Genomic DNA, 15,723 nt, shown 5'->3' on the forward strand with positions numbered 1-15,723 from the left:
TGGCTGTGTGTTGATTGGGGTCAAAATAAAAACGGTCAACGCCGGATTATCCAAGCGTTGACCGAAGTTATATAGGCGGGAGTTTTTGAAAACTAGGCTAAAAGCAGGCTAGTTTTCGTTCAAAGCATACTTACGAATTGCGGCGGCCACACCATTTTCCGCGTTGGTTAAGGTGACAGCCTGTGCGGCTTCTTTTACTTCGTCAATCGCGTTGCCCATTGCGACCCCTAGACCGGCATATTTAATCATGGTTAAATCATTGCCTTGATCGCCGAGGGTCATCACGTCATCCGCGGTCAAACCAAGTTGATCGACCAGTTCGCTCAGAGTGCCCCCTTTGCTAGCCCGCCGATTCATGACTTCGATGAAGTAGGGTGCACTTTGGACGACACTGAATCGGTCCTTGAAGTCTTGTGGCATATTAGCTTTAACCTGTTCGATAACTTGGGGATAGTCGACAAACATGGCCTTTGAAATCGTTAAGTCACGAGGTGTTTCGCTGACTTCGCGGTACCGAATGAGCATCCGGACCAGATAACTTTCGGCAATGGTATACGCACTGATATCTTTATTGGCCGTGTAGATGTAATCGGGTGTCTCAATTTGGAAATGTGCGCGTACTTTGCGGGCCCAAGCTTCCAGATCAATGTAGTCCTCGTAAGTTAGTGAGTGATTGGTGAGGACTTTGCCAGAGATCGTTTGGGCAACGGACCCATTAAAGGTGATGGCATATTGGTCATCGCCACTGATACCCATGGCATCAAGGTACGGTTGCACGCCAGTTAAAGGTCGGCCGGTGCAGAGTACCACCTTGATACCTTGGGCCTTAGCTGCTTGTACGGCGTCAATGGTTTCTTGAGCCAGTTCGTTTTTTTCATTGAGTAGGGTGCCGTCGATGTCAATTGCGATGAGTTTGATGGTCATAGAAGATTCTCCTTTTAATGTGAAATGAAAGTGGTTATTTGGGTTGAATCAGTTGGTTATTTTGAATATAGCTGCTGAACTCGTCATAGATTGGCTGGAAGATTTCCGGGGCGTCATCGCCGGGATTGAGTAATTCCTTGGGGAAGAAGAAGCGTTGATCGCCAGTGAACTTACCCCGAATGGCGTTGACCAAATCTGAGACCGTCGATAATTCCAACAAGGTGCCATCGGGTTCTTGAAGTTCGATTTGTGTCAGCGGGTGCGTGATCCGGGGATCATAGGCATCGTCATAAGGCAAATCATAGCTATTGTCCGTGGCCGTATAGTAGTCGGTATTGAAGCCAACCGAGCGAATTAGTTGCCGCAGTTGCGGTAATAGAGCTTGCGTTGCCTCATTATATTCGACACTCTTGAGGGGTTTGCGGTCTAAGAAGCGATGGGCGAGGTCAGCCAAGATTTTATCTGGCGACTGCCGCCAGTGGGTGAAGTAAGTGGTTAACACACCGTCGTCCAAATTCAGATAATCTTGTAAGTCAAACTGCCGATTAAAGAATGGTAACAGTAAGTGGGGAATAAAACTTTCATCCGTTTGATCCGCTTGATACAGTTCATTGGCGCGGCCCAGTAAGTGATCTAAGATGACTTCCATTGCCCGAGAAACGGGGTGAAAATAAACTTGTTGATACATCTGGAAGCGACTGACAATATAGTCTTCGACGGCATGCATGCCGTTCATGGCAAACGCAATGCCCCCTTGGTAGGGACGCATCACCCGCAAAATCCGGGTTAAGTCAAAGGTCCCGTATTGAGTGGCGGTGAAGTAGGCGTCCCGTAACAAGTAGTCCATGCGGTCCGCGTCAATTTGACTCGAGATCATTTGGACCACTTGGGGGTTAGGGTACGTTTTTTGAATAACACTGGCCACTGCTTCGGGAAAGTTGGGACTGACCCGACGGAGAACTTGGTTAACCTCGGTTTCCGGTGAAGTCAAGATTTCAACTGTAATGGCTTCATGATTGGTATGGAAGATGTGTTCAAATGTATGAGAATACGGCCCATGCCCGATGTCATGTAAGAGTGCCGCACATAATGCTGTTAAGCGTTCACGATCATCCCAGCCACCGTCACCGGGGGTCTTCATAGGATAGTTCCGTTGGAAATTATCGCAAATCTGGCGGGTAATTTCGTAGACGCCCAATGAATGACCAAAACGGGAATGTTCGGCACCATGGAAAATTAACGAGGCGGTTCCGAGTTGTTTAATCCGCCGGAGTCGTTGAAATTCACGGGTATTGATGAGATCTAAAATCACTTGATGTTGGACGTAAATATAATTGTGAACCGGGTCCCGGAGAACTTTTTCTCGGGGAAGTCGTTGTTGTGCGTAAGTCACAGAGAGTCCTCCTTATTAAGCTGTGGTTGGCGGCGTGCCATTTGGGCGGTAGCGTGGTCCAGGTGGGCGCCGAATTCGGGAGTTGCCATCGCCTGTGCGAGTAGTGTTCGCCCAACTTTTAGGCCCGCCTGTTCAGCAGCAGTGATAAACCGCTGTTGCGCATCAGCTACCATTAAGTTTTGTCCAATTAACGCGGCCGTAGTGGTCATGGTAGCGGGGTCGACATCGGGAAAGTCCCACGTGTTTTCCTGTCCAGCCAGACCGGCTGTGTAAAAATCACGAATCATTTGGCCCCGAGCCAATTGGTCACCATTAACGCTGAGGTAAAGCATCGTGACCAGCGCGTGGGGACTACGCCGCTGGGCGATTCCGGCAATTTTTAGACCATTAACACTCAGGTCATAATCGCCAGGACAATAGGAATGGGTGATTTCATAATGTTGAATTGCCAATTCCGGCCAGGCGGCATCAACCAGGGTAGTCATTTGCGCATAGGCAGCATCGACACTCATTGGAGGTGTCGTTAATGGGGCAAACAGAGAGACGTTTAAGATACCGGCATCGCTAACCACGGCCAGCCCCCCAGAATTTCTGAGGACGTAATCGTAACCATGTCGTTGAATGGCCTTAATGGCCGCTGTAAGGTCTGGCAAGCGTTTGTCCTTCAATCCCATGATAACGGTGGGCTGCATGGTCCAGAAGTGAAGAATTGGCTGTTTAAGCTCGGCTACGAGGTCGAGGAGGGCGTTGGTATAGCCAAACGCCTGATTTTTTTGTGTGGCCGCAATTGGAGTGGTCACAGTTTGAATGGTATTCGTGGGGAGGTCGAGAAACATGGTACCTACCTTCTTTCATTCAGTCCACGGTTGGCAAGGTCCCGACCGTGTGAAACCTATTTTCTATTATACTAGAAGTGGCGCTAAAAGTAAGCTTGGCTCATCATTGATTCAGTGGTGGTGAAAAAAGTACGCGCTCTGGGCCGCTGGTTTCTTAATTGAAGTGTGACTATCCGTCCTCTGGTCGCGGTAAATGGGCTGGAACGTACCGGGCACGACTTGAAGCCAAGCAGGTCACTTGTCTTAAAGCTCGGTCTTATCCTAAGCGCGCTAAAAACGCGCACCAAGGATAACGACGGTACTGAGCCCATTTGCCGCTTTCCGCCGGGCTACGGTGTGTGGCATGGCAACGTTAGTATTGATGTGCTGGTCACTATCTGCGGCTGTAACCGAGTTCAACCAGTCTTGGTCTGGAAGGCGGCCCTATAAGGTACCACAACGATGTTTATGAAGCACATGATGAGGACGGTCCAGCAAGGCACCACTTAAAGTGGGGGTATCGGTATGATTCACTAGATTCCGTGATAATTGGTGGGCTTTCGGCGGTAAATGTCTTATAATTAGTCCAGACAATTCAATGGAAAGGAAGGGTGTAAATGGATCAATTATCAACGGGGGTTCCCGTGATGATTCACTTGGAAACACACATCAAACAAGACGATAATGTTTCAGACTACCAATTGGATGTAGATGGGCAACTGGTGCAGATGGGCCAAAACCTATATCTGCGTTATTTGGAACCCAATGACGAAACGGGTGAGAAGACCCCAGTGACCATGAAATTCACCCCCGAAGGTGAGGTCCACTTGACCCGTAATGCAGAGGCTGAATTACGCTTACATTTTGTCAGTGGTAAACGGGTGACCGCCCGGTACAAAACACCGTATGGTATCATGCCAATTGAGACGGTAACGCCTTATTTGGAAACGAGTTTCAAGGAACGCCCCTTCAGTGGCAACGTCAAGATTGATTACCTCTTGTACGCCGGTGAGGAATTAGTTGGGAACTACAAGATTCGATTGCAATTTACGGCATAAACGCGTATTATGTTTAGTAGACTGTGGAAAGGACGTGCACCAGTTTGGAATTAAAAGTCTTTGAGGGCCAGAATAAAAAGGAATTATCAATGATTGAAGTCGCTCATGCTATTTTGTCGCAGCACGGCGACGTGATGGGGTTTGCTGACTTAGCTAACGCCGTCCAATCATACTTGGGCGACAGCGACGAAGAGATTCGTGACCGGCTGTCCCAATTTTATACGGATTTAAATGTCGATGGTAGTTTCATTTCTCTGGGTGATAACCTTTGGGGACTGCGAACTTGGTATCCGTTTGAATCCATCGATGAAGCGACGGTTCATGCTGAGGAAGATGAAGATCAACCTAAGCGTAAGAAGCGGAAGAAGGTTAACGCCTTCTTAGCTGACACCACCGATGATGATGACGTGATCGACTACGACGATGACGATCCAGAAGATGATGACAACAGCACCTACGTTGACGACAACGACGATGATGATGTTACTTCCGGAACCGGTTCGACCCCTGATTTGGGTAAATTACAGACCGGCTTAGGCATCGACGACGATGACGAAGAAGATGACACGGAAGATATTCCAGATGGCATCGAAGATCAGCTCTCACAAATGGATGCACCAGATGACGATGATGAAAATCTCGACTTCTCGGCTGACGATGATGAGGCTGATGACGAAGACGAAGAAGAAAACGACGACGAAAATCAAAAATAATTTTCGTGGTTCGCTTGACCTCTTCGCCAAAAGCAGGTATTATATTTTTTGGGCTCCTTGCTACTTGTAGTGAGGACAACTGAACGGTGAGCTCCCTATTCGCAATGGATAGGGAGCTTTTTTATAGTTTTAAATGGCTACCGGACGACCCTAAATAATCTTACAAGGAGTTAGCACATGACCAAATATATTTTTGTGACTGGCGGCGTGGTTTCATCACTAGGTAAGGGGATTGTGGCCGCTTCCCTAGGACGGCTGTTAAAAAACCGTGGTTTAAACGTAACCATTCAGAAATTCGATCCGTATATTAACGTGGATCCCGGCACGATGAACCCTTATCAACATGGGGAAGTTTTCGTCACCGATGATGGGACTGAAACGGATCTTGACTTGGGTCATTACGAGCGTTTTATCGATAACAATTTGAACAAATACTCCAATGTGACAACTGGTAAGATTTACTCGGAAGTTCTGGAAAAGGAACGTCACGGCGATTACTTGGGGGCAACCGTTCAAGTAATCCCACATATCACGGGAATGATCAAAGAAAAGATCATGCGTGCGGGTAAGACCTTAGGCGCCGACTTTGTGATTACCGAAATTGGTGGGACCGTTGGGGATATTGAATCCCAACCTTTCTTGGAAGCCATTCGGCAGATGAAGGCCGAAGTTGGTGATGAAAACGTGGTTTATATTCACACGACGTTAGTCCCATACTTGCATGCGGCTCACGAAATGAAGACCAAGCCAACACAACACTCCGTTCGCGAATTACGGAGCATTGGGATTCAACCCAATATCTTAGTTGTGCGGACGGAAGCACCGATCACGGATGACATGCGTAAGAAGATTGCATTGTTCTGTGACGTGGACCCATCGGCTGTGATTGAGTCCATGGATGTTCCGACCATTTATTCAATTCCATTGCGTTTACAAGACCAAGGGTTAGACCAAATTGTATTGGATCACTTTGGTGTGGATGCACCAAAGGCTGATATGACTGCTTGGGCGCAAATGGTTGATCACATGCAGCACCTGTCACGGACAATCAAGATTGCTTTGGTTGGGAAGTATGTTGCCTTGCATGATGCCTACATCTCTGTGGCCGAAGCCTTACAACATGCCGGTTACCCAGTGGATGCCAATATTGATCTCCAAATGATTGATGCCGAAAAGATTACGGATGACACAGTCCAAGATATTTTAGGATCAGCGGACGGAATCATTGTGCCGGGGGGCTTTGGTGATCGCGGTATCGAAGGGATGATTACGGCAATTAAGTATGCGCGGGAACAAGACGTGCCATTCCTAGGGATTTGCTTAGGGATGCAAGTTGCCAGCATCGAATTTGCCCGTGATGTCTTAGGCTATGCAGATGCCAACTCTACAGAAATGAATCCAGACACGAGTCACAAAATTATTGACTTGATGGCTGACCAAGCTGACGTTCATGAAATGGGCGGCACGCAGCGGTTGGGTCTGTACCCTTGCAAGTTGAAAGCGGGTAGCCGAGCAGCCGCAGCTTATGATAACCAAGAGATGATTCAAGAACGTCACCGTCACCGGTATGAATTCAATAATCAATATCGTGACGAAATGACGGCCAAAGGACTGGTCTTCTCTGGAACGTCACCTGACGATCACTTGGTCGAAGTGGTTGAGTTGCCAGAAAAGAAGTTCTTTGTGGCTGCACAATACCATCCTGAATTCTTGTCACGACCAAATCGTCCAGAAGGTCTTTTCCGCGACTTTGTGGCAGCGGCCAGTCGAGAAGTTAAGGACTAAAGTTCAAAATCCAAGAGAGTATCACCGCTTGAAGTCGGTGGTGCTCTTTTTTTGTGATATTTGGTTGGTAATGGCACCTTTTTACCGGCACCACGGTGGTATGGAGACAGCCACGCAGCATAGACTGGCAGGGGAAATAGTGTGGTGCCGCGCCGACGGGACGCAATTACCCTTGGCCACCGCCGTGCAGGTTGCCCAGGGCACCAATACGCAGCCCAGCCAAGTTACGGATATTACTGGGACCTGGCAGAACACCACTGGCATTCGATTACATGTGTCGAGTGCCGCCAGTCGCGGAAACTATCACGGTCAGTTGACGTGGACCTTAACCAATAGTCCTGGGTAAAGGATGGCGGAATTAATCATGGAGTGATTGACGCTAGTGCGGCTAGCGTCTTTTTAGTGTGGTTAGGGGTGGTTGTTAATGTTAATAGAATGGGCAATAAATGGATTATCTTGAGAAATTGAAGAAGCGTGACAGGTTGACGTAAAACTATGAGACCAGTCAATAGCGTGAGAATAGGTAAAATTAATTCTTGCCCATTTTATGTAAGCGGAAACATTTCGGGGCTTGAATAGCGATTGTTCACATAAGAAAGGTTTATAATTAATATTGTTATAATCAGCGTTAAAGTGCATATGAGGTGGGGTAGTGATGAGAAAACAGCGAATATACAAGTGGATTTTGATGGTAGCCATGTTGATAGCTGGCATACTACTTGGTGGACCAGCGATTCGTGCGGCGGCTGACGATAGGGTTACTTTGGATTTTTATACGCCGGCGTGGGAAGGTAAAGTTCCGGAAACGCGAGTTGCTAACGTGGAGGTGACTCCTAATACTTTTTTTCCAGCAGGGTGTTCACTATCAGTGAGCTTTAAAGATAGTTCACTGATTTCAGAGTCGATGACTGTTCAGGACGCTTTACCAAATTCGGTTACTATGCCCGATGTAGAAACGTATCGAAAACTTCTGTTACTTTATTCATTGCTTGCAAATGGTGTTTATGGAGGGAAGACTCTTGTTTCTAACTCTGATCGGTTAAAATATTTGAGTAATGCATATGATAACACTTCAATAAGTACAGCTGATATAGAAAATTCATTGAAAGAGAAAGTAACGGTATACCCGAAGAGTCCAGGACACTACTATGTAGTACTACCGGGAAAACCCAATAAATATACGGCTAAGATAACCATTAATCAACTCGATGATCAGGGGGGAAAGTCAGAAATTGCGACGACCACAGCAAAGTCAGCGTATGAAACGATGCCATTTGCAATATCAACAGAGGACTTGGCGGAGGGGGATAAAACCGTAATTAATACAGAGACGGGTCAGGCAGTGCCGATAACGAATTTAGTGGGTACGTTTGAAACATTCCCCGTTGACATGAATCAAGGCCCACAGACGTTCACCATTGTGCCCCAAGACCAGCTCTTACATGCCACCGTTAACTACAAGTTCGCAGATGGTACAGAAGCTGCGCCTTCGGCTAAACTCAGTGGTTATGCAGGGTTGACTACTGTATCGGCGAAATCACCAACAATTTCCGGTTACACCCCGGATCAAAAAGAAGTGGCGGTGGCCTTTGCGCCAACCGAAAAGACGTATACCGTGACCTACAAAGCTAACCCAACCACCCCGACGGCTACTGAGTCGTCAGCCAGTTCCAGCACCGCTGACGAGGCGCCTACTTTTACGCCATTCAAGATTTATGGCAAGCGGGCGCTATACACTTACAAGAATGCCACATTTAAGAAGAATCAACGCGTGAGTCATTATGCTCAAAAATCTAAAGCCTATGCGCCAATCTTTGAAGTTGTCGGAACGGCCAGATCTACCAGTGGGCACTTACGATACAAGCTAGCAGGTGGGACTTACGTGACCGCCAACGCTGATTATGTTGGTGCCCTTTATTGGCAAGGCATGTATCAAAAATTATACGTGACAAATCCTAAGGGAACGAATGCTTACGATGGGACGAGCTTTGCACAAGCAACCAAACAGAAGCATTACCGACAGGGAACAGCCTTAACAGTTGTTAAACAGACTCAGGTTGGTCAAACAACGCGTTATGAACTGACCAACGGAGCATACGTGACCGGTAATAAGCAATGGGTTTCTCCAACCAAGCCTCGGCTGGTTAAACAAGTTAAAGTTAAGCGGACGATCAGACTCTATCGAGATGTTAATGGGTCGACGTTCATTAAGCGAATTAAGCCGGGAAAGACACTGACCGTTACCGGTTGGGACTATTCGCATGGGCGTAACCCAAAGCTATCCGGGACTTTGCGTTACCGAGTAGCTGGCGGGTATATTACGGCTAACCGGCAGTTTGTGATGGCAAATTAGTCGGAGCTTGTGTAGCATCAAATGGCGACAAACAACTTAAATCACACATTAAAAGCACGCAGTTCACTGAATTGCGTGCTTTTAGCATCTCTAAGGTTAACGATTAATCTACCTGCGTGACACTAGCGACCGCTGCTTCAATTGCTGGAATGAGGGGGCTGTCGGCGTCAATATGGGCTTCGTCAAAGCGCCGTTGCCACCAGCTCCGGCGAATGGTTTGAACCTGACTGACGATGGCGTCACCGGTGGATGTGAGCTGTAAGTTTAAGGATTTTCCAGCTCCGGCGGTCTTAACCAGATAGTCTAAAGCTTGTAACTTGTTGACCTCACGAGTGGTTAGCCCCTTATCAATCACGAGCGCCTTAGCCACTTGATTTTGATTGATGTGAGGATGCTCGTGAACGGTTAGCAACACACAAGCGGCAGTCGGATTTAGCCCAAGTTCCTTAAAGGCGGCTCGGGTATCCTTATAGTATTTACGGTGCAAAATAGAAATGTTTTGGGCGAGATAACCAAGATCTGTCATGCGTATTCTTCCTTTATGAGTGTCTGTGTTGACAAAACAACTTAAACTTATTATGATAGCCGTATGTTGATTTGTCAACACACATGAACGCAGACTAAAAAAGCGAGGTTGAATAGATGCCAACCACTAAAAACGGCGCGCAGGCGCTGATTCAAAGTATGATTAATCAGGGAATTAAGTATGTTTTTGGGATTCCCGGCGCGAAGGTCGATCAGTTATTTGAGAGCCTTCAATACAGTCAAGATCCGCGGACACCTAAGTTGGTTGTGACCCGCCACGAACAGAACGCGGCTTTGATTGCGGCCGGAATTGGGCGGTTAACTGGGAAACCGGGCGTTGTTGCCACAACGTCAGGTCCAGGTGTCTCCAATCTGGCAACCAGTTTAATTACGGCGACAGCAGAAGGCGACCCCGTAATTGCTTTGGGTGGGCAAGTGCCCCAAGATGATCTCGGGCGATTGACGCATCAGAGCATTCCCAGTCAAGAATTATTGGTAACCGCCACTAAGAGTAGCGTTGAAGTTCAACACGCGGATAACCTGTCAGAAGCATTTGCTAACGCCTATCGGCTGGCGCAGGCCCCTAAGGCGGGAGCAACGTTTCTATCGCTCCCGCAAAATGTGTTAAGTGCCCCCGTCGAACGACCGGAAATTGGTACCGTTTCGCCCGTGCAACAGGGAGTGGCGGATGAAGCCACCTTAACGGCCATGGTGGACCAGATTAAAGCCGCTAAATTGCCGGTAATTTTGGCTGGCATGCGGGCTTCTGCCAGCGACGTGACAGCTGCTATTCGCCGGCTACTGGATCAAGTAGACCTGCCAGTGGTAGAGACATTTCAAGGTGCCGGTGTCGTCTCACATGCGGGTGAGGATAACTACTTTGGTCGGGTAGGACTATTCCGCAACCAAATTGGCGATAATCTGTTGAAACGCAGTGACTTGGTGATTGCGATTGGGTATGATCCTGTTGAATATGAAGCACGGTTGTGGAATGTTGATCGCCACGGGGCCGTCATCAATCTCGACAGTGTGGTGCCAGAGATTAGCACGGATTATCAGCCGGAAATGGTGATTCACGCGGATATTGCTAAAACTGTTGACGCCTTAACGGCTAAATTACCGACTGAGTGGGCCTTGCCAGCAACCGTGCACGATGACCTAGCTGAGTTGCGCCACGCCTTTAGTCAACAGGCGGTTGCCCCAACTGCTGACGATTCCCATGGCATTCATCCTTTAGCCATTATTCAAGCGCTCCAAGCGCAAGTGACGGATGAGACGACGGTGGCGGTGGATGTTGGTAGTTTTTACATTTGGCTGGCCCGATACTTCCGGAGTTATCAACCTCGGCACCTGTTATTCAGTAATGGGATGCAGACATTGGGCGTGGCCTTACCCTGGGCGATTGCGGCGGCTTTAGAGCGACCAGGGCAACCCGTTGTATCCGTATCGGGCGATGGCGGCTTTCTCTTCTCCGGGCAAGAGTTAGAAACAGCTGTCCGGTTAAAGTTGCCGATCGTCCAATTAATCTGGGACGATGGCCATTATGATATGGTTCGCTTTCAAGAGATCGCTAAGTACGGACATGACGCGGGGGTTGACTTCGGTCCAGTGGATTACGTGAAGTACGCTGAAAGCTTTGGTGCCAAGGGGCTGCGGGTTACCCAAACGGATCAATTGGCGGCAACATTAGCGGAAGCCTTCCAAGCAAGCGGGCCTGTGATTGTCCAGATACCAGTTGATTATCGGGATAATCAGCAGTTAAAATCACAATTACTTACGGACGTGCTCAATTAAAAGGAAGTTATGACATGACAAACACAACAGTTTTATACCAACACGGAACGTTGGCCCTCTTAGTGCCGGGATTGTTAGCTGGTACCTTGACGATGGGCGAACTACTGCAGCATGGTGATACCGGTATTGGGACGGGTGAAGGTCTTGATGGTGAACTAATTATTCTGGACGGCGCACCTTATCAGGTAGATAGTGCGGGACGGGTTAATGTGGTAGCGGATGCGTTTACGTTGCCTTTTGCGAACAGTCACTATGCGGCTTACAAGCCTTTAATGACGGTGACAGCGGCAACCCGTTCGGCAGTTGAGAAACAGATCCTGGCGACGGCTGAACAGCCCAATATTTTCTTCTCTGTTAAACTGACGGGGACGTTTACGGATGTCACCACACGGGCTGTGGCTAAATCGCAACCGCCATATGACTCATTAGCCGAAACGGCTCGACATCAAAGTATTTTTAAGAGAAAACAGGTTGAGGGGACCTTGCTGAGCTACTACGCACCGCAGTTATTTGATGGAGTGGCCGTGGGTGGTTTTCATCACCACTTTCTGTCAGCCGATCATGACTTTGGTGGTCACTTGCTAGACTTCGGCCAAGCAAGTGGCACGGTGATGATCCAGACTTTTGCAACGTTAGAACAGCATTTCCCAGTGGCAGACGCCGCTTATCAGCACCATGATTTTTCACAAGATAATATTATGGCTGATCTGCACCAAGCAGAAGGTTAGCTGAATGCCAGCGAATAAGTCGACTGGTTGAAAATAGTTAGTTAGCAACAAGTAGAAACCGTCTTTGAATTGAAATTATTCAAAGACGGTTTTTGTGTGGTCTAATACCAGAATTGCTTGGCATGGACATGGTTTGTATGGATTAGAATTGAGCATTTGTTGTTGATGCTTAGGGTCGTTTATTTGTTGTGGAACCAAGTCAATTGCCTATCTAGGAAATGAAAGATTAGAAACTTCCACAATATGGTTTCATTAAGAAAGATGCCTAGTATCTTGATAGTTCGGCGCAACTCTAACGGAAACTATAAGGAGAATAGCACGTTGAATGACATGTTAAAGTGCAGTTAGAGTGATATAATACCTGTTGAATAGTTCAATAATTGATGAGTATTTATAGAAAACATTTTTACGGAATTTTTGTTTTTGGGGGAACAGGTAGATTAATTATATTTTTAACACGTTTGTTCTTAGCTAGTTTCATCCGGTTGAATAGGTACAATAATTAAAGAATTTAATTAAGCACCTGTCTTATAAGGATGAGTAATGGATTTAACGTTAACTGTATGTATAAACTTTTTGGGCTTAATCTATCTAGTTTGTTGTTTACATAAACGTCTGGGTTTTGGAGGTAGAATCGTGCGGAATCGTTTAAATAAGATGGAACCAGAAGGGAAGACTCACTATAAGCTTTATAAGTCAGGGAGACGCTGGGTAACTGCTGGTATAACGGTCTTCTCAGTTGGAATCGGTTTGACCTTTAGTCAGGTTGGCCAGGCTAAGGCGGCAACGAACAGTGACACTGATGAGACTGAGAACAGTGCTACTGTCAGTTCCAATTCACCAACAGAAACTAAAAATGCGGTGGTATTGAAATCCAGTAGTGCGGCCGCAACATCCACTGCGGCTGCTGCGGTATCCGTCTCAACTGCTAGTGATAGTCAATCGACAGCAACTTCGGCAGCTTCAACCAGTCGTGCAGTGTCAGGGGCTGCTACGGAAGCCGCTGCCTCTGACTCGGCAGCAACACAACCAACGGCCTCAAATGCGGATAGTCAAAGTGCAGAGAACACCCGTGGGTCGGCGGCAAGTGATACTACCAGTCAGGCAGTTGCTAGTCAGGAAAGTCGGCAAGTTGCTGAGACTACTAATAATGCCGCCTCTGCTGGCTCTTCGGTTACCACAGCGACAAATACGAACGCTATGCCTATCACTAGCCGGATCATGAAGACCGCAGCTTTGGCTAGTGAAGCTGAGACCAAGCCCACCGTATCGTTAGTAACTACGGGGACCGTGTCGATGAACTATGGTGAAGCGTCGCTGGCGGATCTAGAATCTCATATTAGTTCTCCAGATGAGACGCCAGTTAACGACGTCGCCTACTATATTCAAGATGCAGCGGGCAATTACTTAGAAGATGTAAACGGCAACAAGGTCAATTTGCTATATGCACTTTTTCTGGACTCTGCTGACGTCAGTAGTTACGTTGATGTTGTGTATACTGATGAACATGGGCAGGTCACGAAATATTCCGGAGATACGGACTTTTCAACGCTCGACCAAATTGGTAGTTACTCAGTGACGATCAATGCAGCAGGTAAAGCTGCGATGAGCCGGGTTATGCAAGACTATAATGCTTACGATACCTCGACCAGTGATTTGGATGACTTTGTCCCAACCTTTTCGACTGGGTCCTCCGATTATACCTTTACAATTAACATTGTCCCTGTAAAAATCACAGCCACCACTGGTAAGAATGGGCTAATTATACTTCGGCCTTCACAGTTGTATACGGGATCATTGACAATGTTGCCGGTAGTCACCGTTAAAAATGCAACAAAGCAAAATATCCTTCAAATTAGTAACGGCGAAATCGGCGATGCTAAACCAGGCGTAGCCGGCAAGGTCGGTCAACGTGTTTTAACGTTGGCAGATTTTACTTATACGTATCAAGGCACCGAAACTAACTTGACCGGGGCGGACACTGGCAAATATGCAATCACCCTTAATGACGCTGGTCGGAAGGCAGTTCAAACTGCGCTGGGGTCGAATTATATTCTGGATGATGCGGCAGTTTTCACCACGACTGGTGCGGTGCAGGCTGCTGGTCTCGGGTTAACGATAGCCAATAATACAGTGACCTATAATGGCAAGCCTCAGGGGACATCCGTAGCTGTAACGACTGGAACCGCGTATGATCACTTTGATTTTACTACGACGACTGACACGAACGTCGGTACCTATGACAACCTGACATACGCGTTAGCGGATCCCACGCAAGCGGCGATTTTGGCTAAAAACTATACCGTTACCACGACGGATGGGACGTTGGTGATCACGCCAGCAGATCTGACAGTCACGGTCAAGGATGATAATGCAGTTTATGACGGCCGAGCACATGGCACGACTGCAACTGTTACTAGCGGGACCAATTATGATCAGTTAGCATTTACCGCAGTTGCAGCAGATGGCAGTGGTGCGACGACTTATACTACGGTCGGCACTTATGCAATGACTGGGACTACGGCAGCCGATACCAGTAATTATAAAATTTCGTATGTCAATGGAACGCTGACAATTGATCCCGCCAAAGCAACGATTACGGTTCCCAACCGGGTCTATTGGGCTGACGGAACGCAAAAGAATTTGACGGCGGTGGTTACCGGGACCGTTGATGGCGAGACTTTGAAGTATCGTGTGACGGACGGCATGAGTGCGGTTGGGACTAAGACAATCACGGCCACTCCTGACGCTGATGATTTGGTGAATAAAAACTATACAATTTCAATCATTCCTGGCACCTTGACCATTGGTGATATTGCGGTGAAGTACCTTTACGAACATGTGGATGCCGATGGTCAGACTCAGGTAGATGCTACGGAAACTGGTACGGCGACACACGCTACGGACGCAACTGCCACGGACTATTTGACCTACACTACGGTTGACAAACCCAAGACGGGCTATGCGTTAGCGCCCAATACTGGACTAGCTTATAATGGCACGTTAACTGATCAGGGTGGGACCGTGACGTATCGTTATTTGGCCAAGACTGAAACGGCGATCGTAACGTATTTTGACCAAACTGATAACAAGGTTATTAAGACGGAACCCTTACAAGGAGCGTACGGGACAACGGATGCGTATCGGACGGCTGATACGATTGCCGCGTATGAGAATGCGGGCTACGACCTGGTCGATGATGACTATCCAACAGCCGGGGTGGTCTATGACCAGGACGGCAGTGTTCAAGAGTACCAGGTTACGCTTGTTCATAAATTTGTAACACGCACGCCAGATAATCCGGGTACGCCAGGCGAACCAATCGACCCCGATAAACCGAATGGAGCAGAGTATCCAGTCGGGACTGCCTTGGGGGATTTAACTGAGCAAGTCAGTCAAACGATTCAGTATTTATACAAGGATGGCAGCACTGCTAAGCCGGACAATGTTCAAGCGGTTAATTTTAGTCGTAACGTCACGGTGGATGAAGTTAATGGCACAGTCGTCTACACAGATTGGTTGACTGATGACGGGGCCGTGACTGGTCGTTTTGAGGCTGTTGATTCACCTCTGATTACTGGTTATACGGCTGATTTAACCAGTGTTGCCGGCAATCCCGCCGTTTCATGGCGGGG

The 15,723-nt window shown here is 47.7% G+C and carries 12 protein-coding genes; 8 read left to right on the top strand and 4 right to left on the bottom strand.

Annotation, left to right across the window (positions count from 1 at the left end; all coding sequences use genetic code 11):
• Positions 1 to 108 precede the first annotated feature (108 nt).
• Genes yidA through FC61_RS11745 form a run of 3 tightly spaced genes read right to left on the bottom strand, consistent with a single transcriptional unit; the run spans position 109 to position 3,153 of the window.
• Positions 109 to 924, bottom strand: coding sequence for a sugar-phosphatase (yidA, locus tag FC61_RS11735; RefSeq protein WP_021740983.1), 816 nt, complete (start codon positions 922 to 924; stop codon positions 109 to 111).
• 34 nt (positions 925 to 958) lie between these two features.
• Positions 959 to 2,317, bottom strand: coding sequence for an HD domain-containing protein (locus FC61_RS11740; protein WP_021740982.1), 1,359 nt, complete (start codon positions 2,315 to 2,317; stop codon positions 959 to 961).
• Complete coding sequence (locus FC61_RS11745) at positions 2,314 to 3,153, bottom strand: lipoate--protein ligase family protein (RefSeq protein WP_021740981.1); 840 nt, start codon at positions 3,151 to 3,153, stop codon at positions 2,314 to 2,316. The genes FC61_RS11740 and FC61_RS11745 overlap by 4 nt, the downstream gene beginning before the upstream one ends.
• A 596-nt stretch (positions 3,154 to 3,749) precedes the next feature.
• On the opposite strand from FC61_RS11745, the gene FC61_RS11750 reads away from it, so the two are divergent.
• The 5 genes from FC61_RS11750 (at position 3,750) to FC61_RS11770 (ending at position 9,041) form a co-directional block, all read left to right on the top strand.
• Positions 3,750 to 4,190 carry a YwiB family protein gene (locus FC61_RS11750; protein WP_021740980.1) on the top strand — a complete coding sequence of 147 codons (441 nt, stop codon included), beginning with the start codon at positions 3,750 to 3,752 and terminating at the stop codon, positions 4,188 to 4,190.
• Positions 4,191 to 4,234: 44 nt separating this feature from the next.
• Positions 4,235 to 4,903 (top strand): DNA-directed RNA polymerase subunit delta, encoded by a 669-nt coding sequence (gene rpoE, locus FC61_RS11755; protein WP_021740979.1) that lies wholly within the window; start codon positions 4,235 to 4,237, stop codon positions 4,901 to 4,903.
• Positions 4,904 to 5,080: 177 nt separating this feature from the next.
• The gene (locus FC61_RS11760) at positions 5,081 to 6,688 is read left to right on the top strand and encodes a CTP synthase (RefSeq protein WP_021740978.1); all 1,608 of its coding nucleotides are present in this window, start codon (positions 5,081 to 5,083) and stop codon (positions 6,686 to 6,688) included.
• A 139-nt stretch (positions 6,689 to 6,827) separates the two neighbouring features.
• The gene (locus tag FC61_RS11765) at positions 6,828 to 7,034 is read left to right on the top strand and encodes a hypothetical protein (protein ID WP_235803834.1); all 207 of its coding nucleotides are present in this window, start codon (positions 6,828 to 6,830) and stop codon (positions 7,032 to 7,034) included.
• A 309-nt stretch (positions 7,035 to 7,343) separates the two neighbouring features.
• The gene (locus FC61_RS11770; RefSeq protein ID WP_021741612.1) at positions 7,344 to 9,041 is read left to right on the top strand and encodes a DUF5776 domain-containing protein; all 1,698 of its coding nucleotides are present in this window, start codon (positions 7,344 to 7,346) and stop codon (positions 9,039 to 9,041) included.
• 103 nt (positions 9,042 to 9,144) lie between these two features.
• Here the strand turns inward: FC61_RS11770 and FC61_RS11775 are convergent, their stop codons facing one another.
• Positions 9,145 to 9,567, bottom strand: coding sequence for a MarR family winged helix-turn-helix transcriptional regulator (locus FC61_RS11775; RefSeq protein WP_021741611.1), 423 nt, complete (start codon positions 9,565 to 9,567; stop codon positions 9,145 to 9,147).
• Positions 9,568 to 9,683: 116 nt separating this feature from the next.
• Here FC61_RS11775 and alsS point away from each other — a divergent pair, with 116 nt between their 5' ends.
• The 3 genes from alsS to FC61_RS11790 all read left to right on the top strand — a co-directional run.
• Positions 9,684 to 11,360, top strand: a complete 1,677-nt coding sequence (gene alsS, locus FC61_RS11780; protein WP_021741610.1) for an acetolactate synthase AlsS — start codon at positions 9,684 to 9,686, stop codon at positions 11,358 to 11,360.
• A 14-nt stretch (positions 11,361 to 11,374) separates the two neighbouring features.
• Complete coding sequence (gene budA / locus FC61_RS11785; RefSeq protein WP_021741609.1) at positions 11,375 to 12,088, top strand: acetolactate decarboxylase; 714 nt, start codon at positions 11,375 to 11,377, stop codon at positions 12,086 to 12,088.
• Between the two features lie 657 nt (positions 12,089 to 12,745).
• Positions 12,746 to 15,723, top strand: a 2,978-nt coding sequence (locus FC61_RS11790; RefSeq protein WP_420890111.1) for a mucin-binding protein, incomplete at its 3' end; no start/stop codon positions are given.

It is taken from the genome of Levilactobacillus brevis ATCC 14869 = DSM 20054, from assembly GCF_001433855.1.
GTDB lineage: Bacteria > Bacillota > Bacilli > Lactobacillales > Lactobacillaceae > Levilactobacillus > Levilactobacillus brevis.